The organism is Pseudomonas sp. URMO17WK12:I9 (genome assembly GCF_900230165.1).
GTDB classification, from domain to species: domain Bacteria; phylum Pseudomonadota; class Gammaproteobacteria; order Pseudomonadales; family Pseudomonadaceae; genus Aquipseudomonas; species Aquipseudomonas fulva.
In genome coordinates this window covers 152,222-177,912 of sequence record NZ_OCMQ01000003.1, presented here as the reverse complement: position 1 = coordinate 177,912, position 25,691 = coordinate 152,222, and the positions used below count along the sequence as shown (strand labels likewise).

The following is a 25,691-nucleotide window of genomic DNA, read 5'->3' as shown; positions in this document are numbered from 1 at the left end:
GCTGGTTTCATGCCTCGAGCGCTGCCCGCCACGCCTGGATCTGCGCCAAGGTTGCCGTGGCGCCCCCGCACACGACCACCAGTACATTGCGGTAGCTTGCCAGTGCGCTGGCGTCATACCCCACCGCCAAAGCGGCGCCGCAGGCCGGCTCGACCAGCAGACGGTGATCCAGCAAAAAGCGCTCGCACGCCTCCAGGGCCTGCCGGTCACTGACCAGCAGGCTTTGCACGGGATGTTCCTGGGTGCAGAGAAACGCGTGTTCGGCTACCTGTTTCGCGCCCAGCGTGGTGGCAATCGTATCCAGCCGCTCCAACGTCACCAATTCGCCGGCTTCGATGGCGGCATGCAGGGAGGCTGCGCCCTGGGTTTCCACGGCCAGGACCGGCACATCGGCCCAACCATTGCGCTGTAGCCCCTGCACGACGCCGCTCAGCAAACCGCCGCCGCCCACGGAAAGCACGACGGCATCGGGCTTGATGCCGGCTTCTGCCACCTCGTCGACCAGGCTGGCATGGCCTTCCCACAGCAGCGGATCGTCGAACGGGTGAATGAACGCGGCATCGTCGCCCATCAGGCTCAGCGCCAACGCATTGGCCTCCTGCCAGGACTGCCCGTGGACGATGACCTCCGCATCTTCAAGGCGCAGCAATTGCTGGGCGCGCGCGGTGGTGGTCTCGGGCACGACAACGGTCACGGGAAGGCCGAGCTTGCGCCCGACATAGGCGACAGCGAGCCCGGCATTGCCGCCTGACGACGACACGAACCGTTTAGCGCCGCGGCCGTGGTGGAACTCACAGGCGTGGGCGACGCCGCGCAGCTTGAAGGAGCCGCAGGGCTGCAATGCCTCGAGCTTGAGCCAGACTGTGCAATCGGCAGCCAGCGACAGTGGGCGTGATTCGATAAGGGGGGTAGGGATGTGCAAGGTCACTGGGAGGCTCCGCGCAAATGTTCGAGGTAGTTGTAGACGGTGTACCGGGTCACGCCGAGGGCGTTGGCCGCTTTCTCGACGCCGCCCTTGACGATGAACAGCCCGCGTTCCTGCATCACGCGCACCGCTTCGATCTTGGCTTGCCTGGTCATGCGGCCTTGGCCGGTGCCATGCAGGGCCGCCTGGATGATCTCGGTCATCAGCGCCTCCATGTCGGCGGGCTCCGCCGGCGCGGGCGCGCTGCCCATGGGCGCGAAGCTTTGTAAAAAGCCCATGGCAGCCTCCAAGCCCGTGACATCGGTGTTGATGCACAGGCTGGCGAAGGGGTGGCCAGCGCTGTCGCGAAAGATCGCGGTAGCGCTGCGCAGCGTGCGGCCCTTGATGGCGGTCGGGTAGTCGGGCAGTACGACAGGCCCGCAGCCTTGCTGATCAGCCGCGGCCTTGAGCAACGCTTTCAGGCCTTGATCCTGCTCCGGTACAGCCAGGATAGGGCTTCCCACCTGCCGGCCGGAGAGGTGGCCATTGACGATGGCAACGACGGACCGTTCGGGATGGTCCAGGTCGTGAAGCAGGATTTCGGTGTTTTGTGTGACGACGCTGCCCAAGGCCTCAATGGAGGCTTTGAGCACGCTCAAGGTCAAGCGGCGTTCATCTTCGGGTAAGAGGGCCATGCGAACTCTTCGAATCAACAGTTTGTGCATATTTACACATAACGTTGATTTTCGCGAGATGCCTGGCGCTCTGTTGTGCCGTCAGCCCAAGGGCGGGGTGCGGGGTGGAATCATCCGCCGTGAACCGGTGGCTTCGAACGCTGCGGCAAAGCTCAACAGTGCAGTGTCACTGTAGGCCCGCCCCGCGAAGGTCAGGCCTACCGGCATACCGATGTCGCTCATCACGCCCATGGGCACGGTGACCGTGGGCACCCCCAGGTGGCGTATGGCCAGGTTCCCGTTGGCCACCCACACGCCATTGCTCCAGGCAATGTCGGCCGATGCCGGGTTCACATCGGCGTCGGCCGGCCCGACGTCGGCCACGGTGGGGAACAACACGGCATCGAGCCCAAGCGCTTGCATCCAGTCTTCCAGGTCGATCTTGCGAGTCTGTTCAAGGCCACGCAGACCGTCAGGCAGGGTCTCGATCTGATCCCAGGTCTTCAGGCCGCGCTTGGCCATGTTGACGTACTCATCCATGCCGGCGGCCAGATCATCCTCACGGTTGGGCAGGGTGCCAGGGTCGTGTGGGAAAATTCGTGGACCGTCCACATCCGCCAGCCGGTTGAGATTCGGGTCGTCATTGGCGCGCAGGAAGTCGTCGAACGCCCAGCCGGAGAGCTCCCACAGCTCATCGTGCAGGAATGCCTTGCTGACGATGCCCCGGTTGTAGACGGTCGGCGCGCCCGGCCGGTCGCCTTCACAGTTGGAGACCAGCGGGAAGTCGACTTCCACAACCTGGGCACCGGCCTTTTCCAGGGCTTGGCGAGCTTGCTGCCACAGCGTCATGACGCTTGCCCGCGTCTGGATGCGCTGGCCGGTAGGGCCGCCAATGCCCGGTTTTTCCGACGTGCCCGCGTGCTCGTCGGCGTTGATGTACATGCGCGGTACGCCGAATCGCTTGCCTTGCAGGGCGGCGGTGCCTGCTGCCAGGTCCAGGTAGCTGGTCGGGCGGACCTGCGAGGGTTTCGGGATCGAGACCCAGGGCTGCAGCCGCCATAGGTCACCCCGGGTATCGGGATCATCGGCCACGACCACGTCGAGAATTTCCAGCAGGTCATGCATGGTGCGGGCGAACGGCACGACCACATCCATCGTCGGCGTGAGGGGCCAGTTACCCCTGACCGAAATGATCCCGCGTGAGGGGGTGTAGGCGCACAGCCCGTTGTTCGACGCAGGGCCTCGGCCGCTGGACCAGGTTTCCTCGGCCAGGCCGAAGGCGCTGAAGCTCGCAGCTGTCGCGGTACCGGCGCCGTTAGAGGAGCCCGAAGCGAAGGGCGCGGTCAGGTACGCCGCATTGTAGGGGCTCTCGGCGCGACCATAGACGCCGCGCTGCATGCCACCGTTGGCCATGGGCGGCATGTTGGTCTTGCCCAGGCAGATGGCCCCGGCTCCGCGCAGCCGTTCGATGGTGAAGGCGTCGCGCTGGGCTATCAGGTGCTTGAAGGCTGGGCTACCGGACGCTGCGGTCAGGCCTTTTACCAGATAGCTGTCCTTGGCGGTGTAGGGTATGCCGTCCAAGGGCCCAAGCACCTCGCCACGGGCCCGGCGGGCGTCCGAGGCCTCGGCTTCGGCAAGTGCATCGGGATTGCGCACTACCACGGCGTTGAGGGCGGTGTCGGTGCCGGCGCCATCGTAGGCGTCCATGCGGGCCAGGTAGGCCTTGACCAGTTCGACCGCCGTCGTGCGGCCCGCCTCGAGCGCGCTGCGCAACTCGGCGATGGAAACCTCGGTTACCTCGATCATGCGTTCACCAGAAAATGCAGGTTGAGCTAATGCGGTAATGCTGTTCATCTGAGATCGTTGGGACCGCGATGGGCCGCGCAGCGGCCCTAAGTGAACAGCATTAGGCTAATGCGGGGAGTGTACAAGAAGGTTAAAGCGTACGCAGGTGTGCGCAGGAGCAAACGGGTGCGTGCAAGGGGGCATTGAATGGGGGCACCTCATTGACACCTGGGCGGCCCCGCCAGCAGGGCCGCCCGAGGATCAGCAGGCCGTTCAGTCCAGATCCGCTGCCGAATGCCGCTCCGGTACCTGGCTGGCTTCATCACCCCAGGTCCGGTTCACGCGCGTGCCGCGTTGCACGGCGGGACGTGCAGCGATCGCCTGGGCCCAGCGCTGAACGTTGGGGTATTCGTGAACTGCGAGAAACTCTGCAGCGTTGTAGAGGTTGCCCAGCACAAGCTGGCCGTACCATGACCACACCGCTATATCGGCGATGCTGTAATGACCGCCGGCAAGGTAGGTGGTTTCGCCCAAACGGCGGTCGAGCACGTCCAGCTGCCGCTTGGCTTCCATGGTGAAGCGATTGATCGCGTACTCGATTTTTTCCGGCGCATACACGTAGAAATGCCCAAACCCACCACCCAAGTACGGCGCCGCGCCCATTTGCCAGAACAGCCAGTTCAGGGCTTCGGTGCGTTCGGCTGCAGTTTGCGGGAGCAGGGCATCGAACTTCTCGGCCAGGTACAGCAGGATGGACCCCGATTCGAATACCCGCACCGGCGGCTCGACGCTGCGGTCAACCAATGCGGGGATCTTGGAGTTTGGATTGACCTGCACGAAGCCGCTGGAGAACTGGTCACCTTCGCCGATACGGATCAGCCAGGCATCGTATTCAGCGCCGGCATGGCCGAGTTCCAGCAGCTCTTCCAGGGCGATAGTGCCCTTGACGCCATTGGGTGTAGCCAGGGAATAAAGCTGCAGCGGTTGCTCGCCCACTGGCAGGTCCTTGTCATGGGTAGGCCCGGCGACCGGCCGGTTGATACTGGCGAAGTGGCCACCAGAGGCCGCTTCGTTGCGCCATACCTTCGGGGGTTGGTAAGCGGGTGTGCTCATGCTCGGCTCTCCACGATTGCGAATGATCGACGACGTCTGATTGACCTGCCTATATGCCACGGGTTCGATGGCGGGCACAAACACAAAACGGATCAGCCCTGGCGTGGCCGATGTTTCATCGGTTTTTCATTTTTGACGCAAGGGCAGCGATTAAGCTCAACCTATCCAGCGGCCATGCGCAGAGCCCCCATGATCCTTCCTCGTTGCTTGCTGGCACTGGCCATGGTCGTTGGCTCGATGGGCGCAGCCAATGCTTCGCCCTGGGTAGCCGGCTTGCATCATATGATGCTGACCGACCCGGTAGACAGCCGACCCATGCAAGCCTTGGCGTTCTATCCTGCCAAGGGGCATGCTCGGGCCAGCCACATCGACGGTTACGCGCTGGAGGTGGCTGAAGAGGTGCCTGTGGCCCAGGGGCGTTTTCCGTTGCTCGTGCTTTCGCATGGCAACACCGGTAGCCCCCTGGCCTTGCACTACCTGGCAACGTCACTGGCCAGGCAAGGGTATGTGGTGGTCGCTGTGGTCCACCCAGGCGACAATGCCCGCGACCCCAGCCGGTTGGGCACCCTGAGCAATCTGTACGGTCGGCCACTGCAAGTCAGCGCCGCCATCACCGCTGCGCGCAGCGATGCGCTGCTTGGGCCTCGGCTGAACGGTGGGAAAGTCGGATTGATCGGTTATTCGGCCGGCGGCGAAACCGCCTTGATCCTGGCCGGCGCGCGCCCTGACCTTGAGCGCCTGCGTGCATATTGCCTCGAGCGACCCGATGATCACGACGCCTGCAAAACCCACGGTGTGTTGATTGCCGACCGCAGCGAACTGTCACCCCAGGCAGATTCCCGCGTCGGGGCGGTGATGCTGATGGCGCCGCTGAGCCTGCTGTTCGGACGCCACGCCTTGGTCGATGTGCACCTACCGGTGCTCATCTACAGTGGCGACAAGGACCAGCTCGTCGCCGTCGATCGCAACGCCCAAGCCCTGGCCCGCAAGTTGCCCGTCACACCTGACTACCGCCTGCTGGCAGGCGCCGGTCATTTCGTGTTCATGGCGCGCTGTGACGCTGAGCAGGCCTTGCGCATGCCGGCGCTGTGCAAGGATGCCGAGGGGGTGGACCGCCGGCACATCCATCGTTCGCTGCAACGCGAGACGGCTGCGTTCTTCGAGCAGACGCTCGAGGCCCCGCAGCCTGAAAAGCGCTCAGTGAATACGCTGAATCAAGCCACCACGCCCTGACTGCGCAGGTATTCGTCGTAAGTGCCGCTGAAGTCCACCACGCCATCGGCTGACAGCTCGATGATGCGGGTCGCAAGCGAGGAGACGAATTCGCGGTCGTGGCTGACGAAGAGCAGGGTGCCTGGGTAGTTTTCCAGCGCCAGGTTCAACGCTTCGATCGATTCCATGTCCAGGTGGTTGGTCGGCTCGTCCATCACCAGCACGTTGGGCTTTTGCAGAATCAGCTTGCCGAACAGCATGCGGCCCTGTTCGCCACCGGAGATGACCTTGACCGACTTGAGGATCTCATCGTTGGAGAACAGCATGCGCCCCAACGTGCCGCGGATCACCTGCTCACCCGATGTCCACTGGCCCATCCAGTCGAACAGGGTCATGTCGTCTTCGAAATCATGGGCGTGGTCCTGGGCGTAGTAGCCCACTTCCGCGCTGTCGGTCCATTTGACTTCGCCCTTGTCCGGGGTCATCTCGCCTACGAGCGTACGCAGCAAGGTGGTCTTGCCGATGCCGTTGGGCCCGATGATCGCGACGCGCTCTCCGGCTTCGACGGTGAAACCGAGGTCCTTGAACAGCACCTTGTCGTCGAAGGCCTTGGCCATTTTCTCGACCGTTACAGCCTGGCGGTGCAGTTTCTTGGTCTGCTCGAAGCGGATGAACGGGCTGACCCGGCTCGACGGCTTGACCTCGGCCAGCTGGATCTTGTCGATCTGCTTGGCCCGCGAGGTGGCTTGCTTGGCCTTGGAGGCGTTGGCCGAGAAGCGGCTGACGAAGGTTTGCAGTTCAGCGATCTGGGCTTTCTTCTTGGCGTTGTCCGACAGCAGCTGCTCGCGGGCCTGGGTGGCGGCGGTCATGTACTCGTCGTAGTTGCCGGGGAACAGGCGCAGCTCACCGTAGTCCAGGTCAGCCATGTGGGTGCACACGCTGTTGAGGAAGTGGCGGTCGTGGGAAATGATCACCATGGTGCTGTTACGCGCGGTGAGCACGGTTTCCAGCCAGCGGATGGTGTTGATGTCCAGGTGGTTGGTCGGCTCGTCGAGCAGCAGTACGTCCGGGTCCGAGAACAGGGCCTGGGCCAGCAGCACACGCAGCTTCCAGCCCGGCGCTACTTCGCTCATTGGGCCGAAATGCTGCTCCAGCGGAATGCCCAGGCCCAGCAGCAATTCGCCTGCGCGCGACTCGGCGGTGTAGCCGTCCATTTCGGCGAACTCGGTTTCCAGCTCGGCGACAGCCATGCCGTCTTCTTCGGACATTTCAGGCAGCGAATAGATACGATCACGCTCGGCCTTGACCTTCCAGAGATGGCCGTGGCCCATGATCACGGTATCGATCACGGTGAATTCTTCGTAGGCGAACTGGTCCTGGCGCAGCTTGCCCAGGCGCGTATTGGGCTCGAGCATCACTTGGCCGCCAGAAGGCTCCAGGTCGCCGCCCAGGATCTTCATGAAGGTCGACTTGCCGCAGCCATTGGCGCCGATCAGGCCATAGCGGTTGCCATTGTTGAATTTGACCGAAACGTTTTCGAACAGCGGCTTGGAGCCGAATTGCATGGTGATATTAGCGGTGGAGATCAAGGAGCTTACCTATCAATAACTTACGTGGCTTCATCGCAGCTACGGACCAATTTCGGACCAATCTGGAGCTTTTCCAGCTCCTGCCAGTCATTGGACGAGTTAATCCAACGTGCATAAGTCGATAAGAGCATCTGCACGCTGTGCCCGAGCTGTTGGGCGATGAATGCGGGGTTGAGACCAGACATTAAGCATATTGTCGCATAGGTATGGCGGCAGTTATACGGTGGGCGATATCGGATCCCCAAACCCTTCAGGATCGGGCGCCATTGGTGGTGGAGGTCCGATGTCTGCTTGACGTACTCGCCGTTCTTCCCTGGCGGGAAGACGAACGGCGATTCATTGAACTGTCCCTTGCCCTGCTTGCGGCGCTCTGCATACTGCTTCGCAAACGCCAAGGCATGCAGCGCTCTGTCGTTGAGCAGAACAAACCGATCGCGGCCGGTTTTTGTCCTCTCTTCCACAACGCCCAGTGCGACTGTCCGTCGGACGTGCGCGGTTTTCTTGATCGAGTCCACCGCATCCCAGCGTAGAGCCAAGCCTTCAGAGAGACGAAGCCCCGTGAAGAACATGAACTCGAAGAATGCTGCGTAGATCTGGCTGGGCCAGTGCGCGTGCTTGTATAGCTCAGCGATGACCAAATTGGCCTCGTCGAGAGTGAACGGATCGACTTCCTTCCTTGAGCGCGCTGGAAGTTGGATCGCTTCGGCGGGATTCCTGGTGATCAGCCCGTCCAGCACAGCTGAGCGGAGGATTGTCGACAGCTTCACCATGGCATTGCGTTTAACGGATGCCGATGTCCAGGTGATCGAGGTGACGATCCGCCTAAGAAGCGTGGGCGTGATCAGATCTATACGTACCAAGGCGAGGTGGGGCACCCAATACAGATTCAAGGTGCCTTTGTAGTTGAGCCTCGTGCCCGCCGCGATCTCCCGGCTGTCCAACCACAATTGCGCGTACTCGCCGAACGTTGGTACGCCACCCACGACAGCGCCGGAGCTAGGAAAGAGTTCCGCGTACTTGTCATGGTCGAGCAGGTTGAGTTTTATCAGGCTGTTTACTTTATCTCGAAGCTGGGATGCAGCCTTGATGCCTTTTTGTGTCGCGGGATAGGGAAGGGTCTCACTCCTGCGAGCACCTTCCCACATGAACCTGAGCCGGAGCGAGCCGTAGTGGACGTCGATGCCAGGGGGTAAATCCATTGGCTTTCCAGCCATTCGTCATACCTCTTCTTGCTGTAGATAATTCGGCCGCTGTGCTTCATCCATACGCCCTCTGGGATAGATCCCCGTAGTCGCCGGCCTTCGAGAGCGCGCTTCGTGCAGCCGAGCAAATCGGCCATTTTCTGTTCGGTAACTTTGTCGACGTCACCGGTGCTGGCGGTTTCCATGGGTGGTCTCCACGCCGCCGGCGGCGGCAGGTTGGTGGTCAATCGACCTGGTAGTAGACGTAGCAATTGACGCCCTGGTCTTTCAGCGATTGATGCATGGCTTGCACGCCGGCACTGTGCTGATTGCCCTGGCCTGGCCACGGCGTATCCAGATGGATGCCTTGCTGGTGGTAGCGGCTCTTTTTCTGCAGATAGCCCGGGAGGCCTGGCAGTTGATTGAGTCGTAGGCCGGGCACCGGGATCACGACCCGGTCAAGATTCGCGCTCCCGCCATCATCAGTGCAGGCGGCTGCTGCGGCCTTGCCAGCTTCCGTGGCAATACGCACCTTCGCCGGCAGGCCAGCCAGTTCTTCTTTCGTCATGGCAATAGCTCTCCATGCCCGCGCTCGGCGGGCTGAGTAGTAGGGGAGGGTGATGCTCAGGGGTGGTGCAGGCGGATCATGGAGCGGGCATGCTCGAGCGCGGCAAGGTGTTCTTCCTTGGCGCCAATCTGGCCGTTTGCGTCAGGAGTAGTGACTGCGATTAGGTGCTGCAGAGCGACGACCAAGTCATCGCGCTGCTGGCCCTCAGCACGGCCGATGTCCCAGAACTGCTGGCCCCAGTGGCCGGATGGCGGAGGGTTGGAGCCATGCTTGCCCAAGGTCATTGCACCTACGGCGAATTCACAGATAGCCTGCTTGTAGATGTTGTTGCCGTCGATGCTCAGGCCTTGGCGGCGGAGTGCGTCGACAGCGTTGTCAAGGTTAGCCTCGGGCGAAGGAAGCACCAGGTCGAAATCACCCTTGCCTGGCCGGCAGGCGATGACGAACAGTTCGCAGCCTCCCGGCAGGTGTTGGGCCATGTCGGAAATGCAGTCCATGGCGACTTCGCGTAGCAATGCTTTGGGCATGGGGTCATCCTCGCCCGCGCATGTCGGCGGGCTTGATTAGTAATGGAATGGGTTACAACAGGTGGGCGCCGGCCACGAGCAGCCCGTCGCGGTCTTTGCGGAGGTTGTCGCGCTCCTTGGCTAGGCGCTGGATCTCGCGGTGCAGGTACTGGGCGATGGTCTCGCCGCCGCGCAGGTCGCTGGGCTTGGAGCCTTTCAGAATTGCCTCGAGCTCGTTCACGCTGAATTGCTCGATCATGGCATCAGCTCCTTGGGCACCTGCACGGTATCGCCAAGCTTTGCCTTGACCAGGCTGCGACAGAAGGCGACCAGGGCTGTTGGGCCGTAGCACCAAAAGCCACTACCTGCTGGCCCAGCGCTGTAGCGAAACTGAGCATCTGCCAGATGAGCCTGGTAGTGGGCGCTTGCGTGATGCTTGTCCAGCAGCGGGCCGCCCTGACTCCAGTTCCAGCTTGGCCGCCATGCGCTGGTGTCATCTGGAAGTTTTCGAACCCATCCTTGGTGATCGATGAAGACCGGTACCGATTCGGCCTTGGCCACCGCCCAGTCCAGCGCCGCGCCGACTAGGTTGGATACCCTCACTTCGATCAGGTCGTTCATGGCCGCACCACCTGCGATGAGTCCCGGTCGGTAACGGAGAAAAGCTCATAGCCGTCAGGGGTGTTCTCGGGCGAGCGGGCGGCCTCCATGACGGCCAGGATGTCATCAGAGCCTATATCGTCAGAGTTGGCGGTGAAGATCCGTTTGCCTGCTTTAGGATTTATAGAGAAAGCGTGGGCGAGCGAGTAGCCGATCACCCGGTATTCCATGATGAACATCGTCACAGCTCATACCTCTCATCAATCCAGCGCCTAGGCGCCAGAGCGGGTGTAGGTTCGGGTTGGGTTTCGTGCGGGGAGAGCTGGCGCTCGTTGGCGGCCTGCAGCTGGCTGTCGGGGATGCAGCTGATGCCGACCCCATTCAGCAGGTAGCAGGTGACGCCCCGCTGGCTGTCGTGCTGCACGTCGATGACGTTCTCGGTTGCGCTTGCGCCGGTGGCCAGCAGCAGGAGGCAGAGGGCGAGGCGGGTCATCGTCAGCCCTCCGTGCCCATCAGGTAGCAGGGCTCGGTGGCCTCTGCCAGCCACTGGCGAAGGCAGCCGCACTCAGCGTGTGGCGGATCTTCGTCGACCCACTGCTGGTCGAGCATCCTGTCGCTCGTCAGCTCAACGTCCCAGTCGGCGTATTCAGAGGGATCATCCCCATTCATTTCAGCCAGGATGCGGCGCGCCTCGTCTTCGCTGGTGGCCGCCACCCAATCACAGTCGCCGACCTGGTAGCAGGCGAGGGCAGCCCGCGCCGGCTGGCTTCCATCGAGTGCGAATTCGGGTGCTTGGTTTTCTTCAGGCATGACTTCGTCCTTAGCCGCCATATCGCGGCAGTGAATAGAGGGGAGAGGGGTTACAGTGGGATGGAGTACAGATGTTCTCTTGGACGGTTAGACTTGTCCGCGCATGTATGCAGCCATATCGCCCATTTGCTCGACGATGGCGTGTTCCTCGGCCGCTATGGCCTTGGTGATGCTGCTCTTGCGCTTATGGCACCTTCGGCAATCGACCTTGGCCCAGTCGCCAGACAGTTCGGAGGATTCCCCTAGCCATGTGCCGCAGGGTGCTTGCTCAACGTCTTCCGGGTCGATGAATGGTGCGAAGTGCGTCTTCACGACTTCACCTGCGGCTCTGCGCTGGTGGATAGATGATCACGAACTTCTGCGCGAACCCTTGCGCGCTCCTCAGGCGCGACATTGGTCCAGCCGAACTCTCGCACTTTGCGTAGCAGCGCCTGCGCCTCGGCCAGCTGGGCGCGCAGGATATCCATCTCGCCGCACGCTGCGTCCATCTCCAGCTTGTGCCGGCCCGCATTGGCGCGCAGCCGCTCAACCTCGGCAGGGTCGGCCAGGGTGTAGAGCTTGGTTCCCGGCGCAATCGTCATCCGGTCAACTAGCCAGGACAGCCCCGCGCTTGGGTCAAGCCACGCCACCGGGTCGCCCTGGCGCTGCTGGGCAGACGCTGCCAAGGCCATCGGCCCCAGCCCAACAATAGGCAGCCCAGTCTCCGCCGCATCCCTCTCTACATCTTCTTTGGTCCACCAGAAGGCAGTACCAACCATCCAGGCTATAGGGTCGGGGTGGGGCTGCCCAGCGTACGAAGGCAACTGCCAACGGCATCCGTCGCATGCATGGATATGCCGGTTCTCAACGCCATTTATCATCCCGCTGCCATGCCAAGGGTGGTAGCTGGGCACTGTCCCGCAGTAATCGCACGGCGGGTAGCTGGCTGGCTCGGGGTGGGCATGCGGGGCTGGCGCCTGTCCAGCGATCTGCGCGACTCCAATCCGCAAGTGCTGGCGAGCTTGGGCATGTGCCATTTCGTGAGATGTAGCTTCGCGAACCGAGTAGGGCAGGCCTCCATCAACTTTCCTGAACACCCAGCCGTAATGGCTGAGGTTCTTGTCCATCTGGATCAGGTGCAGTCCGTCGTCGCAGGCTATCCAGCCGTCGGTGTTACTGGATCGGTTTTCTGTGGGCATGCATGGCTCCCGGTATGGAAATAGTTTTGCGTTTCTGCGATCTTTGGCTCCCAGCCAACACAGGAAGTGAGCAATGTTCGACGAAATCTTCAAAACAAAAGTTAACGAGCTTTGGAACCTCTTCTCCGCTACAGGCGGCCTAAACCATCGCGGGGAAAAAGGTAGCTTCAGGGAAGAGTTTGTGAAGCAGCTTTTGGTCTCGGTTTTGCCTGGTCATTATGGAGTTGGGTCAGGTGTTGTTGTTGACAGGTGGGGCAGGCAGAGCCCTCAAGTGGATCTGGTAATCTACGATAAACGTCGGATGCCGCCTTTATTAGAGCGAGACGGTCATGGCATATACCCCATTGACTCTGTACTGAGGGTTCTCGAAGTTAAAAGCTATGTTGATAGCGCTGCCATTGATCAGTTTTTTTCTCAGGCATGGGCGTTTCATCCCGACAATGAGGAAGGGTTGAAGATGGCTTCAGCTGGAACGTTGCCTGATGGGCATTCGAATTACCCTTTGTGCGGGCTGTTTGGCTTTTCAACTGGTATAGGCGATTTCAAGGCGGCGGTTTCCTCTCGTAAAAAAGACTGCTCTTCGGGCATCCTATACTGCGACGGTAAAGGTGTAGTCATGCTGAGCAAACAAAATGACTCGATCATCGCTTTAGATGATCGCATAGAGGGCATAAAGTACTGGGTGGCAGTGTTTATCGGCGCTATTGAGGACACGGCTAACTCTCGCAGCGAATTTAAGCCTTTAGATTGGTTCAGGTTTAATAAAAAATAGTGGCGCGAGAGTTTTCTCAGTCACCGCAGAAACAATCAATATCTTCCGCCAGGTAGTCAAACTCAAAATCTGTCTGCCTGGCGCGCTGATCTGCGGACCAGGCCAGCGACCGGTAGTTGGGGCGGTCTTGCCGGAACACCTGGCCGAAACGCTCTTCGGTGCCAGACCACCAGATCACCCGCGCCGGGTCTTTCTGGATGGTCCTGATCAGCTTGGCCTCGTTCTTCTTCCAGCACAGGTCGCAGTTGCCGTAGTCCGAGTCCATTCCCAGGTCGAATGGCTGATCGGCCCAGAAGGCGGCCACGTCCTCCTTGATGATTCCCGCGAGGTAGGAGGGACAGACGCTGTCCCAACGGGCATTGCCGCGCTCGTTGGCCGTCATCATGCGGCTGTAGCGCCGAGGCTCGTCGTAGCGGATGCCGACGATGCAGTCCCATTCGTCGTAGCCCAAGGCGCGCATGTGCTTCTCGCCGATCTTTACCTTGAGGTAGGCGGTGCACATGTTGTTGCTGAAGTTCGGCAGCACGGCCGGCAGGCTTTTTTCGGCCTTCCGGTATGCCTGGTAGTACTCGAGCATCATCGTGAACGGCTCACCGTTGCGGCTGGCCGTCTCGAAGTCGACGATCTTGTACCAGGGCGCGTCTTCCGGCTGACCGTATACCCGGCACCACTCCATCCAGACGATATTGACGCCCCAGTGCTTGGCCATAGCGTCAATGAAGACCAACGTCTCCTCACGCTCCTTGCCGGTGTTCTGGAAGAAAGCATGCACATCCGCTGGGAGCTTGCCGCCGTGGGCCTCAAGGATTTTCCAGAGCATGTGCCCACTGGTGCGGCCGCCACTGACGCCGATCTGCGCCGGCCCAGTGATCTGGTAGGGGTTAATGGTCATGCGTGCCCATCCTAAGCTGATTTTGGCCTCCGTGGGTCATACCTGGGTTCAGCTCGACCCGCTGACCAGCCAACAGGCCTGCGATTTGCGCATTCAGGTCTAGCTCGAGCTCTCGGGCCTTACGGGCCTTGCCGATCTCGCGACCTGACAGGTACTGCTCGATCAGCGCCTTGTCATGCGATTCGACCGCCATCAAGTCTCGCCCCGTCGAGTGCTGGCCGATTGCAAGGTCCTCTTCGCCGCGAGATACCAGCTCATGGATCTTGCCGTGGACTGCTGAAACCCAGGCGAGCGCAAAGTGATCACCCGCAGTCTGGGGTGAGTACGAGCTGCGCCGTTTGCCCGCCCTAACCTGCGACACATACTCTCGCCGGGCCTGGGCGAGCTTGTTCAGCAGCGTCTCGTAGGCGTACATGGCGATCTGCGGCGCGGGCGTCACGCCGATGAACAAGGCGCGATCAACCAATCTGCTGGTGGTCCTGCACCAGTGGCGCTTTGAGAAAGCCCGACAGCCGAAAGCGTCTGCAATGATCGAACTCAGATCACGATCCCAGGTTGGCCTACGCTTGGCTCGGGCCACTGCTGACTCCACTTCGCCCACATCACTGAGATGTACATCCAGTTCTGTCAGTCGGTATTCGCGCATCAGTGCCTGAGCCTGCCGCATAGCGGTTGCAGCTTCGGTTTCGTTGGAGCTGGCTGATAGGGCCAGGCAGCGCTTGATCTTGCGTATTACGCGCTCGAGCTTGGCTTCGTCGATCTTCTTGTCGGACATGGTTGATCCTCGCCGGGGAGGCGTTATCGTTGAATAGGGGAAGGCGATGGCGGGCAGCGCCGGAGTAGCGCAAAGCGGAAAAATGAGCTAATGCTCACAAGTCCAAAAAATGGAGTTTCAGAAAAATGAGCATTACCGAAGGCGTTGTAGTCGCTGTAAACCGCAATCGCGGAATGGTTGCTGTCTGGGTTGAGCAGCGGGGAGGCCACACGATCATCGAAATGCTGTCGTCCCATGAGATACAGCCAGGAGACAAGATTCTGTGGGCCACCGGTACGTCGATGGGATCTAATCCCTACACCAATGCTACCCAGGGGTGGAGCACCGAGGTGTATGTGCAGAATCACGATGTATCAAAAGCTAACTTGCGAGCCCAGTTGCTCATCAACTAGGGCCATCCGTGATGGCAATTTGGTTTGGGATGGGGTACTACGGGTGACCGGCCCGGGGCCGGATCAAGGAGCATTGAAGGAGAAATGAATGAAGGACTACTCAGATCCCGATCTCGACGGTGCACTGATCGCAGCTATCCATCATGAATGCTTTCTCATGAAGGCAAGCCATGACGAATTTATTCGGCTAGGCGAAAAGCAGATATTGGCTCACTTAAGTCCTACCGAGCAGGTCCAGCTTTTCAGCAGCTACAGCTCATTTCTGCATCACCTCTATGAGTTCTACGTCGCATGCTTCATGCGAGACCAAGGTACTCATAAGGGTTTTTCGGGAATACCTGGAGCGATGAAGAAGGATGCCCTTTTCCAGGGCGAAGCTAAGCGCGTATTTTCGTCAATCGTCCATCGGCTCAGATCCGGAAAGGGGCAGGGTTGGGAAAACGACATCGAAGATTACGATGTAGAAATACCATCGGATTTTGGCGCTAAATTCCGAAAGGTCAGGAATTGCACTGCACATGCGATCACAGACCGCACCTCAGGAGAGGTCGACCTCTCAGATTTCTATGAGAACTACCATAAATATGCCTATGAGCTTTTCCGTGCAGCTTTCATGTATTGGGGTCGATACGAGATCGACCAACTTGATATGAAAGCAATCGGGCGCTTTACCGTTATCACCTCTGAACATGCCCGGCAGCTTGAAGAAGCCAAGGCTTTAGCGACCGGTTCCCGCTGAATAATCAACCTGCTTTTTCAGAGATAGCCAAAATCAGGACCGCTCTGCGAGCAGCAACAGGCCGGCATCATCTGGATCATCGCCAAGCACCAGGTCGAGCGACCGCAGCTCGCGCCCAATGCGGAACTGGTCGAGCCGGCGCGCCACAAAATCCGACACAACGATCTCGTGGCGCGGCGCGCTGAGAAAGTGGCGGGCCGCTTCAGGCCCTAATTCATGGATGCGGTGGATCAGCAGGGTCATTGCCTCGCCGTTTTCCTCGACCTGTGCCCACTGCATGATCTCGGCCAGGGCCTGGCGGGTTCCGGCGCGTGTTTTCATGCGCAGATCTTCAACGCCGGCCTTGGCTTCTTTCTCCTTGCGCTTATCGTCACGCTGCTTCGACGTCAGAGCCATCATCGCCTCCATTGCGCACAAAGCGATTGCCTGGCGCGTACTCCAGCAGGTCGCACACCCGGTTGATGATCTTGAGCGCGGCGTCGAACACCTTAGCGTCGTCCGGCTCGCGGGCAAGGCGCTTCATGTTCGGCTGATGCTCAAGGCAGACCTTGTCGACCAGACGCCGGGCCAGCCTGCGCAGGTGTTCGGCGCTGTCGTGCACGCGCAGGCTCAGCGCAAAGGCCAGGGCCACATCATCAGGCCGGTACTGGCCGCCGCTGCGGGTGTTGTACAGCTTCTTGACCGGCCGATTCAGCCAGGCCGGCAGGGTTACCACTCCAGAAGGTGCTTTCAGCATGTCTGTGCTCCGATAGGCCGCTGGGCGGCAGGTGGAACTGTTCTTGCCGCCGGCGCTGGCGGACCTGGGCTTTCAGATTGGGCCGTCGCATCGCTTGCCCTCAGCCTTGGGGTAGTCGACGCCAAACAGGTGGATGACGCGGCAGAATTTCCGATCCGAGATACCCAACCTGGCCTTGGCCTGGGACCGGTTCAGGCCCTCGTCGCGCAGCGCTGCGATCTGTTGAGCCAGCGCTTTGTCCTCAGCAGGGTCTGCGTAGGCCCTTTGCTTTTCGCCATGGAAACGGCGAGGGTCATGCTGGAAGGCAAAGCCTCCGTCTTGGGCTGCTCGGTACAGCGTGCTTTGTGCCAGGCCGGTCCGTTCCATGGCCTGGGCATAGGTCATGGTCTTGGCCATTTCGCGAAGTTCGGCCAGCTGCTTCTGGCGCTTCAGCTCCTTCATACCCATGGGCTTCGGCTGCACGGCGCGAACCTGCTCAATATCGCGGTGAGGTCGGTGCGGCACATACTGATAACCGTCAAGCACGATGATGCTGCCTCCAGACGCAAGGAAGGCCGCTTTTGCGGCCTCCAGGTCGATTGATGGGTTCATGCTGCCTCCTTCATCCGCTCGCGCATCTCCTTTTCTAAGTCGGCGAGCTCTTCGAGAAATGCCGAGACCTCGGCCTCCATGTCCCGGATGCGCTTGAAGTCGCGCTCGAAGCGGTGGCACACGTACTGCAATGGCTCAGGCAGACGGTCGTCGTAACTTACGAAGTCGGCCCAGGCGCGTTCAGTGCAGGCGATCTGAGCCAGCATCTGCCATTCGTACTGCGGGTCGTGGCGGCCGGACTGCATCGTTACAATGTGGGTTGCCGTGTTGGGGCACTTGATCTCCAGCAAGCCATCGCTGCCGACCAAGCCGTCAGGGGATGCGCCGAAGTGTGCGATGCGCGGGTGCATGACCAGGCCGGTCTCAACCACCATCAGACCCTTGTCAGCCTCATAGGCCATGCACGCGAACGGCTCGAGCTCGACGCCGCGCTGTACTGCGGCATTGCGCGACAGGTCAGCACCACCAGCCTGGCCGGTGAGCCGCTCGCACAGCAGCTCCATCATGTAGTTCTTGCGGGTGGCCGACGGCGCACTGCCGCGTCCGGTAGCCATCACATCCTTCACGCGGCTCGCGGTGACACACCCAAGGCGTGCCGCGAACCATTCATCGCTACGCTGCTCCATCTAACACCTCCTCAGATTCACCTTCGATTGGCGCTGCCTGGGCCTTGAGTGCGTCGGCTCGCTTGGTGACCTCAGCCTTAAAGCGGGCATGGCCGACCTTGTCCTTCGCCTGTCTCATGGCTTCCGTGGCCTGCTGGTACACATCGGCCAGCGCCTCAAGGCTGCCTGCCTTCTGCGCCAGAGCGATCCAGCTGTTCGCTAGCTCCGGATCGTTCGGCGCCGATCCCGCCATGCTGGCCAGACCCTCACCCCCGTCCGTGTTCAAGTGGTGAATCGCTTGTTCCAGGCGCTCAGTCTTCGGCCAGTACTTGTAGCCACGCTTCACCACGGTCTTCTTGGCCATCTCGCCCGGGTCGGTGACCCAAGGGCAGGATTTGTTCTTGCTGACCCAGGCCTTCCAGGCGCTCGATCTATCCCGGATGGCGTTCACATCCTCGATGCTCATGGTTTCGGTCAGATAGTCGCCGTCGGCGGTCTTCACGACCACGTAAACGCCGATCACCTCACCTCGATCCTTGGCAAATGGGTTGTAGGAATGGGTGGGCGGCTTGTCGAAACCGTTCAAGCTGAACGCATCGGCGGCATAGACCAGTTCGGCCTGAGCCCAGCGGATGGCGCCGGTCGCCATAGCCAGGTCCATCAAGCCGATGTAGCTGATGTCCAGGCAGATGCGTCCGTCGCGCGGGACCAGATAGGCCTGCTTTTTGGCCGGGTTCAGACTGATGCCGATGGCAGCGATGTTGGTGATCGCGTTGGCCACTGACTGCCGGTTCTGCATGGCGACCTTGGTGGCGTACTCACTCGAGGTGATCACCTGTATGGCGAATTCGGCCTCGCGCTCGAAGTTAAGCGAGCGGTCAGTCAGTACGTTAGCGAACTGATTCCGCTGCGCGTAAATGTCCTGCGAGATGATGGCTACTGCTTGGCTCATGGCGACCTCAGTAGGAAATGGCGATGTTGGGGATCTTGCGCTGGGCGATCAGAGTGATGGCCTGCTTGGCGCATTCCTCGGTCATGCCGCCGGCGACGAAGGCCTCCAGGGCGGCGCGGTTTATGCTGGCGCGGTGGTTCTTGTCGCGCTCCCGGGCTTCCTGTTGCCGCAGGATCTCGGCAGCGGCGGCATCGGCGCGGCGGCGCTCGTCTTGGCGGGCACGCTCAGCCGCTTCTTCGGCCCGGCGCTCGGCGTCCTGCCGCTCCTGCTCGGCGCGCTGCTCGGCAGCGATGCGGTTGGCCTCGGCCTGCTCAATGGCGCGCTGCTGGGCGGCGGCCTTGTCGATCAGTTCCTGCTCGCGGCGGGCGGCGGCATCGCGCTCGGCTTGCTGCTCCCGGGCCACACGCTGGCGCTCGGTCTCCACAGCCTGCTCCTGCGCCAGGCGGATACGGTCGGCCTCGGCGCGCTCGTCTGCCTCGCGGCGCAGGCGGGCCAACTCGGCCTGCTCAGCTTCGAACTGCTCGCGCTTCTGGAGCGCTGCGCGCAGGGTGGAAAGCACCTTGTCCTTGGCATTTGCCGCTTCGGCCTCGAATTCCTCCCAGTGGGCGCCAAGCTGCATGCCTTCAGCCTCGGAGATCAGGCCTTTGATGTGCAGCGGGCTCAGTTCGCCCAGATCGTCGGTCAGCGTTTTGAGCCAGTTCAGACGATCGTTGTGACGGTCAATGCGGGCATCCTCGGCGGCTTCCCACTCAGTGAGTGGTCGACGCGTCTCGTCCCGCAGCGCGTCCATCTTGGTCACGAAGTCGCGAAGCTCGGCCTCGACCACCTTTGGCATTTCCTTGAGACGGCGCAGGTAATCGCGACCCGGCTTCTCCACCGCGGTCTTTGATTTGCTGACCTTTGCGGCCAGGCTAGCGATGCGCTCACGCCCCTTGCGGGTTTTGAGGTCAGGCACTTCGCCCTCTACCTCACCCTTTACCAGATCGATGAATTGCTGAAGGCCACCGGCAACATAGAGGGCAGGGGCATTAGCTTCGCTGATCTCTTCGATCTTTACGGCGAGCTGTTTTTCGGACATGAGAATCTCCCGCGCCATCCATGCGGTGGGCGCTGACGTGTTTGGGTTATCGGGCTTTGGCGAATGCCATTGCCATAGCGGTTTGAGGCACGGCTGACTTCACGATGGCTTCGGCCCGATTGCAGTCAGCCTTCTCGAACCAGCCGAAGTGACAGATGCCTACGTCGATCTGCATCTGCTCAGCCAGCCAGCGGTAGGCCTGTGTACGGCCCATGCCGGTGTCGGTGATGTGCTTGTGGAAGACAGCCTTGGAGCGGTTGCGTAAGACGCGGAGCGCGCTATCAGCCAGAGTGCCGAGCGGAACATCCGTGTCGGGGTGCAGGCCGACATAGGCGCCACAGCCAGAGCAGAGGTAGGCGTAGGGCCAGTCGCCGTAGCTGCGTCCGTTGTAGATTTCCGAGTTGCGCACCAGCTCGACCTGGTCGCCGCAGTAGCGGCACTCGCATGGAGCGGGGAGTGGATTCTTGACGCGTTTGAGTGCCCTGCGGCTGACGTGAGGCAGCGGAGCAGGCGCAGCAATGCGCTCGGGGGCGTTTGCCCGAGGATCGATTGGCATGGTGGGTTCCTAGTTCGTGATATGGCCAGCCAGAGCACTGGCGAGCATGAAGGCGGTGCAGGCGAAGAGGGCAGAGAAGGAGCCGCGCCAGATGACTAGGCGGCGGGCGCGTTGGTATCGGGTCATCGCGCTGGCCTAACGGCGATCTGCCCAGCCTTGAGCGCAGCGACGATCTCTGGCCGCAGCTGCTGAACTGGAAGGTCGCGGGGTACGCCAGCTTCAATGATTGCCAGGCTTCGCTCGATCTGCTCGAGCTGTTCATCAATCAAGGACTTAACCGGTGCAGTGCTCATGCAGCCTCCTTGCGCCCATCAACGATCTTGTTGAGGCGCCCGCAGTAGTGGTTGAACTCTTCGATGGTGATGCGCTGGTCGCTCATCATTTCCGTGAGCGTGCGCTGGACAAGCGCAGAGCAGATGATCGGCGTGGCTGGGTCGGCGAGTGCATCAAGCTCCTCGTCGATGAGAACGTGGGGGCTTCTCATAGCTCGTCCTCGGCCTGGGCCACCAGCCCATCCTTCACCAATGGCTGGAGCAAGGTCCGCGCTATCTCCCGCAGCACGGTGTCGGTGTTCGGTACCGCCATCAGCTCGTCAGCCGCGTTACGCGCCTCGCTGCCGATCTTGAAGTGGGCAGCCAACACCAGCCTGCCCAGCACTGACTTGCTCGCACCCTGTAGGCCGAGCTGGCCCATGGCGAACTCGTCCACGACCTCAGCGAAGCGCTCCTGGGTGACGCCCTGCTTTGGGCGCATACGGCGCTGGAACACGTAATCCGCGCCGCGCATAAGCTGGTCGATGCCTTCCTCGATCCAGTGGCGTTCTGCGCGCTCCTGGGGCGTTTCGCTCACCGGGGGAGGCAACTGGTTGTCGTAGTGCCATTGTGCTGCTTGAAGTGCGGACATGGTCCCCTCCAGGTGGTGGTTTCAGTCGGTGTATGCGATGTACTTGAAGCGTCCGTTTCCTAATCGCTCGAAGCGCCCGCCGAAGGTTCCGCGAACCTCGCGTTCAACCTCCTCGCGGGTCATGTGTTCGGGGTAGACGCCTTCTTTGATCATTGAGGCGTTGGTGTGGGGCACGAATCGCCAGCTGACCTTTGTGCTGTCCAACGGGGCATTTCTGGCGCGCTCCCACTCTTCGGCCTGTGCCTTCCAGAAGTCCTTTTTCTTCTGGCTGATTGGCTCTGGCTCGGGCAATGGGTCTTCCGACTCCTCCCAGCCGCACGCCTCGCAGTAGCCGCGCGGCGCGGTGCACGCGCCGCAGGGTGGGTTGATGTGGCAGCTGCAGTTCTCTACATCGTGCGACTCGATGACGCCCTCACAGCCGTCACGGCCGCAGGTATCGCCCTCGCAATATCCGGGTTCGCTCATGTTCTTTTGCTCATGTGGAAACCGCATTGGTCAGGCGTCAGGCACGGGTGACCAAACCCACCGTGAAAGGTGGCCTGGCGCCTGCCAATGCGGTCGGTATGTGAAAGGAAGGGGATGCGGGATGCATCGGGGTGCGATCTGGCCGGTGCTGCGTTCTTTCCGGCTTGGCGGCCTAACTCTTTGAGGCCTCAGTAGCTCGCCAACGAGGCTAGGTTTGCGCATCAGCCTGCGCATTCAGATCACACTCCGATGCAGCCTGCGATGGAGAGCAGGGCATCGGGCAGTTAACGTCAGGCGGACGTGGCGCTGGTTGTTCAGGCTAGGATGATCGGATCGGCTATGAAGTCGTTGACGGATTGCTGGTCAGCATCTTCGCTATCTAGGAAGCGGATCGCCCACGGCATCAACGTCTGAACTGTGCCATCAGCCATCTCAACGATGGCGACGCTGTAGTTGCCTGGGCCGTTCTCGAACTCTTCGTACTCGACGCCCCAGCCGTGGAACTTGCCTTCGCCCGCATCCTCCTTCTCGTCCATCAATCGACCCAACGAGTCGCGGACTGCTTTCAATGTCATAACTGGTCGCATCTGCTTTTCCTCCAGTGGATTCCCCCTGATGCGCCCCGCTTGAGGCGCACCGGGGAATCGTCTGTTTCTCTCAGGCCCCGGTCGCTCACCCGGTATCGCGCTTCCTGCATCTGTCGAGGCATGCGCGCCGCTTGGATGCCGCTCTATTGCGGCACACCTGATCGCACCAGAGCCCTGCGGGGATGGTGGCCTGCTATGCCTGCAGGCTCGGCGGTCTTGGTTGTTAAAGAGCGGTCGGCTTGAGGGCCTGTCGAGGGGCTGTGTAGTGCCTCGATGAATCAAAAGTAGCACTGCTGTTATTTGAGAGTCAACAGCAGTGCTGATATTTTTTTGCCGCCCACAAAAAAGCCCGCACTCGGCGGGCTTCTGTATATGCGCTTCCTACTTAGTAAGCATCTCTCTGGCTTGTACCCCATCAGATATCGTCACGATCTTGGCTACCACGCCTCCCTGGGGCAGGAGCCCAAACTGAGTGGGGGCTTGCCATTGGACTTTCGAGCTCAGGAAATATCGCCCAGGCGGCACGTTCGTGAAGCTGAAATTACCGCTGCCATCTGCCTGAGTTACCAATGTCCCTTGCAAGGCGCGCGGGTCGGCCGGCTCAAGCGGGCGGCCTTCCAGGTAATTGACGGTGTACCACTGCTGGGTATAGGCAGTCACAGGCTGCAGATGAACATCACTGCCAGCCCCGAATTTCACATCGCCGCCCATTGTGCGCATGAACACCTGGCCTGCCAGTGAGCCCGTACCAGTTTTCGGCAAAGCGTCGTACTCGGATACCGGGAAAGGCACTCTTGGGACCGCTTGCTGGTTAGGGGTGGCGCATGCAGATAAGGCAAGTGCTAGCGCCAATGGCATCCATACTTTTTTCATCGGGTTACAGGCTCAGAGTAGGTGGTAAGGCATTCTATCACTGTGGCGATCCGCCATCATCCAGTCATGAAAAAGCCCGCTCTGGGCGGGCCTTATCATCACAGCATAAAACAGGTAATTTGGCAGAGTGTTCGTTCAGTTCGCGGCGGACTGAGAAGGACTCAGTGGTGAGGGCTTGACCTGAAGGAGCATGCGAATTTCGCGGTTACCGTCATCAATTTTATTCGAGAGATGCTGAATTTTCGAATCTACTTTGTCGAAATTCCTCTCTATCTTGTCGACGGCCCTATCTAGTCCAGAACCTCCATCTGCACGCAGGGCATCCACTTTGCTATCAAGCCTGTCATACATCATAGCCCCTGCGACCAGCACAACAACCGTAGCAGCTATGACAGAAAATTGAGGCGAGGAGAGAAAGGCCCAGCCTCGAGACTGATTCGCCATGGCGACTCCTCTTTCAAGAGATACCCCTGCATCTTGATCTAGACCAGGCGTTTCGTCTATGGGATTAGGCTGCTTCTGAGGGTCTGGGTTGGTATGGACCTTTGGTGTCCAACGGCTGGTCATTAGTCAGCACTCTCCGTTTGGCTCGCAAGCCAATTCATAACGTTGTCACACAGGATATGGCGAGCGCTCCCGCAAGCTGCGCAGGACAAGCTGAAAAAAGGCCTGAAGGCTTCGGACTCATCTGCAAATGTCATCCGGTAGACCCGCATGTATTCTACCCCATCAGGAAGGGTGCAGTCTTTACGGCGAGATTCTGCATCCATCATCCAGCCCTCATCCTTTTTGCACTGAGGGCATTCCGTGCTATCAAAATGCGCATCCATGTACCGCACGAAATCTAGATTTGTGACTAGAAAATTAGACCTCATAAACTCCAGAGGTTGCTTTTCAGGATCTCGGTTAGCGTCTTCCATATTGCCCTCTCATACCATTCATCCTGGAGGATCTAGCAGCTGTTATTGTTGGGGTTTAGGACCACTACAAATCGCCGCCCCGCCAGATAACCTTCCCAATGATCCGATGCTCGTTCCCCTTGCTGCGTAGGTGAGACCGATCTGGATACTCGTCCTTGTCTTCGTTGTCGCTGCGCAAGGTCCACTGACCCAGCGGGCCTTGGACCAGGCGCTTTACGATTGCGCCGTCGGTTCCGGCAAGCACGAACACCTGACCATCAGCTGGCTCGATCCGCGACTTGTCGACCAGCAGCACGTCACCACTGTTGATCGTTGGCCACATGCTTTGCCCCTCGGCGTAGATCACTGCCAGGCTTTCAGGCTTCACGCCCTTTGACTTCAGCCAGTCGCGCTTGAATGCCAACGTGGAATGAACCTCTACGTGAGGGTTCTCGCTGCCGAGGCCCGCGGCTGCTTTCGCGTCGTATTGCGGAATGAATGCATAGCGCTCATCTTCGGACTGAGGAACATCAGCCGATTCAGGCAGGGGCGAATTGGCGGCTTGCGCCCCATGGTCTAGGTGCTGCCCACCTGAGACTCTTCTGATGCCTGCGGCGAGAGTAGGGCTTACCTCGGCCGGCTCAAAATCTAGAGCCTCGGACAGTTTTACGAGCGCATCGAGATTCAGAGCTACTTTCCCTGTCATGTACTGACTTACAGTGCTCTGAGGAGATTTCCATTCGCATCGCTCACCGACCTCGGTCTGGGTCAAGGCCGGCTTGGTTGGATCTTCCCTAGACTCCTTGGCGCGCTTTTTGTAGATGTCATGCAGCCGCTTGGCATCGGCAAGCTGCTCTGCAGACAAAGGGGTTCTGATGGGTTTCTTCATGCGCGTGATTTAGTAGCACAGCTGATTCTTAAGCAAACAGCACTGCTACTCTTTGTCCTTGAATATTGTAAAACAGCAGTGCTAATATCCGATTAAACCCCTATGAGGCAGACCAGATGAACACTGTTTCCCTTGAGGAATACCTGGCCGGGCATGGAACCCAGAGCGACCTCGCCAAGGCTCTGGGGATACAGCAGAGCGCCGTCTCCCAAATGTTTCGTGCCAAGCGGGACATCCGAATCACCATGCACGACGACGGGCACATTGAGGCGAACGAGATTCGCCCAATACCTGCTCGCAAGTCGGCTGCGTAAACATTTTTCAATCACAAGGAAATCCCTGAATGCACCTGGACCCCGCCAACAAACGCAGCGAAGTGATCAAGTCGCGCTGGAAGCCTGAAGAGGTCCGAAAGCTGCGCATGGAAGCACGTATGGCCGGCATGCAGCTCGCTACCTACGTGCACGAACTGGCCAATCTTGGTCGTCGCCTGGGCGCTGCTGATCTGCTCCGAGAAATGAACGGTGCCGGTGAGCAGGATAAGACGGCCTGAAGCCCCTATGGAGGGCCTATGCCTGAAACCACCTTCGAATTGCTGCCGATCGAGGTGAAGGCTGAGGTTCGACAGCTGGCTGCCGACCTTGGCTGGAGCCTGGATAGATCGACGGAGGAGTACTTGGAGATGAGTCGCTCACTCGCGGTCCAGGAGCAATTGAGACAAATGCGACACAAGGCCCCGGTGTTGGGGCTGGTAGGGCACAAAAAGGGCCTCGATGTTCCCTGATTGTGAAAACACAGAGGCCCTCTTTCGGGCTTCTTACAGGCACAAAAAAGCCGGGATTGCGGCCCGGCTCTCTGCAACACATA

General features: G+C 60.2%; 39 protein-coding genes. 7 read left to right on the top strand and 32 right to left on the bottom strand.

Annotated elements, in window-relative coordinates; translation table 11 throughout:
* Positions 1-7 precede the first annotated feature (7 nt).
* The 4 genes from CRP40_RS08475 to yghU form a co-directional block, all read right to left on the bottom strand.
* The gene (locus CRP40_RS08475) at positions 8-928 is read right to left on the bottom strand and encodes a pyridoxal-phosphate dependent enzyme (protein WP_027916465.1); all 921 of its coding nucleotides are present in this window, start codon (positions 926-928) and stop codon (positions 8-10) included.
* Entirely contained in the window at positions 925-1,599 is a 675-nt protein-coding gene (locus CRP40_RS08470; protein ID WP_027916464.1) for a PAS domain-containing protein, read from the bottom strand. Before CRP40_RS08470 ends, CRP40_RS08475 begins: the two co-directional genes overlap by 4 nt.
* Positions 1,600-1,680: 81 nt before the next feature.
* Positions 1,681-3,384 carry an amidase gene (locus tag CRP40_RS08465; protein WP_027916463.1) on the bottom strand — a complete coding sequence of 568 codons (1,704 nt, stop codon included), beginning with the start codon at positions 3,382-3,384 and terminating at the stop codon, positions 1,681-1,683.
* A 252-nt stretch (positions 3,385-3,636) separates the two neighbouring features.
* Positions 3,637-4,476 (bottom strand): glutathione-dependent disulfide-bond oxidoreductase, encoded by an 840-nt coding sequence (gene yghU, locus CRP40_RS08460; protein WP_027916462.1) that lies wholly within the window; start codon positions 4,474-4,476, stop codon positions 3,637-3,639.
* 189 nt (positions 4,477-4,665) lie between these two features.
* Here yghU and CRP40_RS08455 point away from each other — a divergent pair, with 189 nt between their 5' ends.
* Positions 4,666-5,709: a dienelactone hydrolase gene (locus CRP40_RS08455; protein ID WP_027916461.1), complete on the top strand. Its 1,044-nt coding sequence runs from the start codon at positions 4,666-4,668 to the stop codon at positions 5,707-5,709.
* Here CRP40_RS08455 and CRP40_RS08450 read toward each other — a convergent pair.
* The 11 genes from CRP40_RS08450 to CRP40_RS08400 form a co-directional block, all read right to left on the bottom strand.
* Complete coding sequence (locus CRP40_RS08450) at positions 5,691-7,277, bottom strand: ABC-F family ATPase (RefSeq protein ID WP_023533837.1); 1,587 nt, start codon at positions 7,275-7,277, stop codon at positions 5,691-5,693. The genes CRP40_RS08455 and CRP40_RS08450 overlap by 19 nt on opposite strands.
* A 20-nt stretch (positions 7,278-7,297) precedes the next feature.
* On the bottom strand, positions 7,298-8,491 hold the full coding sequence (locus CRP40_RS08445; protein ID WP_027916460.1) for a site-specific integrase: 1,194 nt from the start codon (positions 8,489-8,491) through the stop codon (positions 7,298-7,300).
* A gap of 211 nt (positions 8,492-8,702) precedes the next feature.
* Positions 8,703-9,026, bottom strand: coding sequence for a hypothetical protein (locus tag CRP40_RS08440; protein ID WP_027916459.1), 324 nt, complete (start codon positions 9,024-9,026; stop codon positions 8,703-8,705).
* A 56-nt stretch (positions 9,027-9,082) separates the two neighbouring features.
* A complete protein-coding gene (locus CRP40_RS08435) occupies positions 9,083-9,553 on the bottom strand; it encodes a hypothetical protein (RefSeq protein WP_033695195.1) in 471 nt (156 codons plus the stop codon).
* Between the two features lie 52 nt (positions 9,554-9,605).
* Positions 9,606-9,791 (bottom strand): hypothetical protein, encoded by a 186-nt coding sequence (locus tag CRP40_RS08430; protein WP_027916458.1) that lies wholly within the window; start codon positions 9,789-9,791, stop codon positions 9,606-9,608.
* Positions 9,788-10,153: a phage protein NinX family protein gene (locus tag CRP40_RS08425; RefSeq protein WP_027916457.1), complete on the bottom strand. Its 366-nt coding sequence runs from the start codon at positions 10,151-10,153 to the stop codon at positions 9,788-9,790. Before CRP40_RS08425 ends, CRP40_RS08430 begins: the two co-directional genes overlap by 4 nt.
* Complete coding sequence (locus CRP40_RS08420) at positions 10,150-10,371, bottom strand: hypothetical protein (RefSeq protein ID WP_239930204.1); 222 nt, start codon at positions 10,369-10,371, stop codon at positions 10,150-10,152. Before CRP40_RS08420 ends, CRP40_RS08425 begins: the two co-directional genes overlap by 4 nt.
* A gap of 2 nt (positions 10,372-10,373) precedes the next feature.
* Positions 10,374-10,625: a hypothetical protein gene (locus CRP40_RS08415; protein WP_027916455.1), complete on the bottom strand. Its 252-nt coding sequence runs from the start codon at positions 10,623-10,625 to the stop codon at positions 10,374-10,376.
* A 2-nt stretch (positions 10,626-10,627) separates the two neighbouring features.
* Positions 10,628-10,942, bottom strand: coding sequence for a hypothetical protein (locus tag CRP40_RS08410; protein ID WP_027916454.1), 315 nt, complete (start codon positions 10,940-10,942; stop codon positions 10,628-10,630).
* An 87-nt stretch (positions 10,943-11,029) separates the two neighbouring features.
* Positions 11,030-11,254: a hypothetical protein gene (locus CRP40_RS08405; protein WP_027916453.1), complete on the bottom strand. Its 225-nt coding sequence runs from the start codon at positions 11,252-11,254 to the stop codon at positions 11,030-11,032.
* Positions 11,251-12,120, bottom strand: coding sequence for a hypothetical protein (locus tag CRP40_RS08400; RefSeq protein ID WP_027916452.1), 870 nt, complete (start codon positions 12,118-12,120; stop codon positions 11,251-11,253). The genes CRP40_RS08405 and CRP40_RS08400 overlap by 4 nt, the downstream gene beginning before the upstream one ends.
* Before the next feature lie 73 nt (positions 12,121-12,193).
* On the opposite strand from CRP40_RS08400, the gene CRP40_RS08395 reads away from it, so the two are divergent.
* A complete protein-coding gene (locus tag CRP40_RS08395; protein ID WP_027916451.1) occupies positions 12,194-12,892 on the top strand; it encodes a DUF6602 domain-containing protein in 699 nt (232 codons plus the stop codon).
* 16 nt (positions 12,893-12,908) lie between these two features.
* On the opposite strand, the gene CRP40_RS08390 is transcribed toward CRP40_RS08395, so the two are convergent.
* Both CRP40_RS08390 and CRP40_RS08385 read right to left on the bottom strand, forming a co-directional pair.
* A complete protein-coding gene (locus CRP40_RS08390; RefSeq protein ID WP_027916450.1) occupies positions 12,909-13,784 on the bottom strand; it encodes a hypothetical protein in 876 nt (291 codons plus the stop codon).
* Positions 13,774-14,559, bottom strand: a complete 786-nt coding sequence (locus CRP40_RS08385) for a DUF2786 domain-containing protein (RefSeq protein ID WP_027916449.1) — start codon at positions 14,557-14,559, stop codon at positions 13,774-13,776. The genes CRP40_RS08390 and CRP40_RS08385 overlap by 11 nt, the downstream gene beginning before the upstream one ends.
* A gap of 125 nt (positions 14,560-14,684) precedes the next feature.
* On the opposite strand from CRP40_RS08385, the gene CRP40_RS08380 reads away from it, so the two are divergent.
* Positions 14,685-14,951 (top strand): hypothetical protein, encoded by a 267-nt coding sequence (locus tag CRP40_RS08380; RefSeq protein WP_027916448.1) that lies wholly within the window; start codon positions 14,685-14,687, stop codon positions 14,949-14,951.
* Positions 14,952-15,039: 88 nt separating this feature from the next.
* The gene (locus CRP40_RS08375; RefSeq protein ID WP_027916447.1) at positions 15,040-15,690 is read left to right on the top strand and encodes a hypothetical protein; all 651 of its coding nucleotides are present in this window, start codon (positions 15,040-15,042) and stop codon (positions 15,688-15,690) included.
* A gap of 33 nt (positions 15,691-15,723) precedes the next feature.
* On the opposite strand, the gene CRP40_RS08370 is transcribed toward CRP40_RS08375, so the two are convergent.
* From CRP40_RS08370 to CRP40_RS08300, 15 genes are all read right to left on the bottom strand, one after another.
* Positions 15,724-16,098, bottom strand: coding sequence for a hypothetical protein (locus CRP40_RS08370; protein ID WP_345770221.1), 375 nt, complete (start codon positions 16,096-16,098; stop codon positions 15,724-15,726).
* Positions 16,061-16,426 carry a hypothetical protein gene (locus CRP40_RS08365; RefSeq protein ID WP_027916445.1) on the bottom strand — a complete coding sequence of 122 codons (366 nt, stop codon included), beginning with the start codon at positions 16,424-16,426 and terminating at the stop codon, positions 16,061-16,063. The genes CRP40_RS08370 and CRP40_RS08365 overlap by 38 nt, the downstream gene beginning before the upstream one ends.
* A 72-nt stretch (positions 16,427-16,498) precedes the next feature.
* Positions 16,499-17,017, bottom strand: coding sequence for a hypothetical protein (locus CRP40_RS08360; protein ID WP_050587374.1), 519 nt, complete (start codon positions 17,015-17,017; stop codon positions 16,499-16,501).
* On the bottom strand, positions 17,014-17,643 hold the full coding sequence (locus CRP40_RS08355) for a lambda exonuclease family protein (RefSeq protein WP_027916444.1): 630 nt from the start codon (positions 17,641-17,643) through the stop codon (positions 17,014-17,016). Before CRP40_RS08355 ends, CRP40_RS08360 begins: the two co-directional genes overlap by 4 nt.
* On the bottom strand, positions 17,630-18,574 hold the full coding sequence (locus tag CRP40_RS08350; RefSeq protein WP_027916443.1) for a RecT family recombinase: 945 nt from the start codon (positions 18,572-18,574) through the stop codon (positions 17,630-17,632). The genes CRP40_RS08355 and CRP40_RS08350 overlap by 14 nt, the downstream gene beginning before the upstream one ends.
* Positions 18,575-18,581: 7 nt before the next feature.
* Complete coding sequence (locus CRP40_RS08345; RefSeq protein WP_027916442.1) at positions 18,582-19,652, bottom strand: hypothetical protein; 1,071 nt, start codon at positions 19,650-19,652, stop codon at positions 18,582-18,584.
* A gap of 46 nt (positions 19,653-19,698) precedes the next feature.
* A complete protein-coding gene (locus tag CRP40_RS08340; protein WP_027916441.1) occupies positions 19,699-20,208 on the bottom strand; it encodes a zinc-finger-containing protein in 510 nt (169 codons plus the stop codon).
* Positions 20,209-20,330: 122 nt separating this feature from the next.
* Entirely contained in the window at positions 20,331-20,501 is a 171-nt protein-coding gene (locus CRP40_RS21960) for a hypothetical protein (protein ID WP_176505838.1), read from the bottom strand.
* Entirely contained in the window at positions 20,498-20,692 is a 195-nt protein-coding gene (locus tag CRP40_RS08335; RefSeq protein ID WP_027916440.1) for a hypothetical protein, read from the bottom strand. Before CRP40_RS08335 ends, CRP40_RS21960 begins: the two co-directional genes overlap by 4 nt.
* Complete coding sequence (locus tag CRP40_RS08330) at positions 20,689-21,111, bottom strand: hypothetical protein (protein ID WP_027916439.1); 423 nt, start codon at positions 21,109-21,111, stop codon at positions 20,689-20,691. The genes CRP40_RS08335 and CRP40_RS08330 overlap by 4 nt, the downstream gene beginning before the upstream one ends.
* A 21-nt stretch (positions 21,112-21,132) precedes the next feature.
* Positions 21,133-21,576 carry a hypothetical protein gene (locus tag CRP40_RS08325; protein WP_027916438.1) on the bottom strand — a complete coding sequence of 148 codons (444 nt, stop codon included), beginning with the start codon at positions 21,574-21,576 and terminating at the stop codon, positions 21,133-21,135.
* Between the two features lie 314 nt (positions 21,577-21,890).
* On the bottom strand, positions 21,891-22,163 hold the full coding sequence (locus CRP40_RS08320) for a hypothetical protein (protein ID WP_050587373.1): 273 nt from the start codon (positions 22,161-22,163) through the stop codon (positions 21,891-21,893).
* A gap of 381 nt (positions 22,164-22,544) precedes the next feature.
* The gene (locus CRP40_RS08315) at positions 22,545-23,036 is read right to left on the bottom strand and encodes a hypothetical protein (protein ID WP_027916437.1); all 492 of its coding nucleotides are present in this window, start codon (positions 23,034-23,036) and stop codon (positions 22,545-22,547) included.
* Between the two features lie 135 nt (positions 23,037-23,171).
* Positions 23,172-23,603 (bottom strand): hypothetical protein, encoded by a 432-nt coding sequence (locus CRP40_RS08310; protein ID WP_141400904.1) that lies wholly within the window; start codon positions 23,601-23,603, stop codon positions 23,172-23,174.
* 417 nt (positions 23,604-24,020) lie between these two features.
* Positions 24,021-24,824 carry a LexA family transcriptional regulator gene (locus tag CRP40_RS08300; protein ID WP_033695194.1) on the bottom strand — a complete coding sequence of 268 codons (804 nt, stop codon included), beginning with the start codon at positions 24,822-24,824 and terminating at the stop codon, positions 24,021-24,023.
* Positions 24,825-24,940: 116 nt separating this feature from the next.
* Here CRP40_RS08300 and CRP40_RS08295 point away from each other — a divergent pair, with 116 nt between their 5' ends.
* The 3 genes from CRP40_RS08295 to CRP40_RS08285 are packed head-to-tail and all read left to right on the top strand — an operon-like array spanning position 24,941 to position 25,608.
* A complete protein-coding gene (locus tag CRP40_RS08295; RefSeq protein WP_027916433.1) occupies positions 24,941-25,138 on the top strand; it encodes a Cro/CI family transcriptional regulator in 198 nt (65 codons plus the stop codon).
* A 29-nt stretch (positions 25,139-25,167) separates the two neighbouring features.
* Positions 25,168-25,377: a hypothetical protein gene (locus CRP40_RS08290; protein WP_014859732.1), complete on the top strand. Its 210-nt coding sequence runs from the start codon at positions 25,168-25,170 to the stop codon at positions 25,375-25,377.
* An 18-nt stretch (positions 25,378-25,395) separates the two neighbouring features.
* The gene (locus CRP40_RS08285) at positions 25,396-25,608 is read left to right on the top strand and encodes a hypothetical protein (protein WP_027916432.1); all 213 of its coding nucleotides are present in this window, start codon (positions 25,396-25,398) and stop codon (positions 25,606-25,608) included.
* Positions 25,609-25,691: the final 83 nt, after the last annotated feature.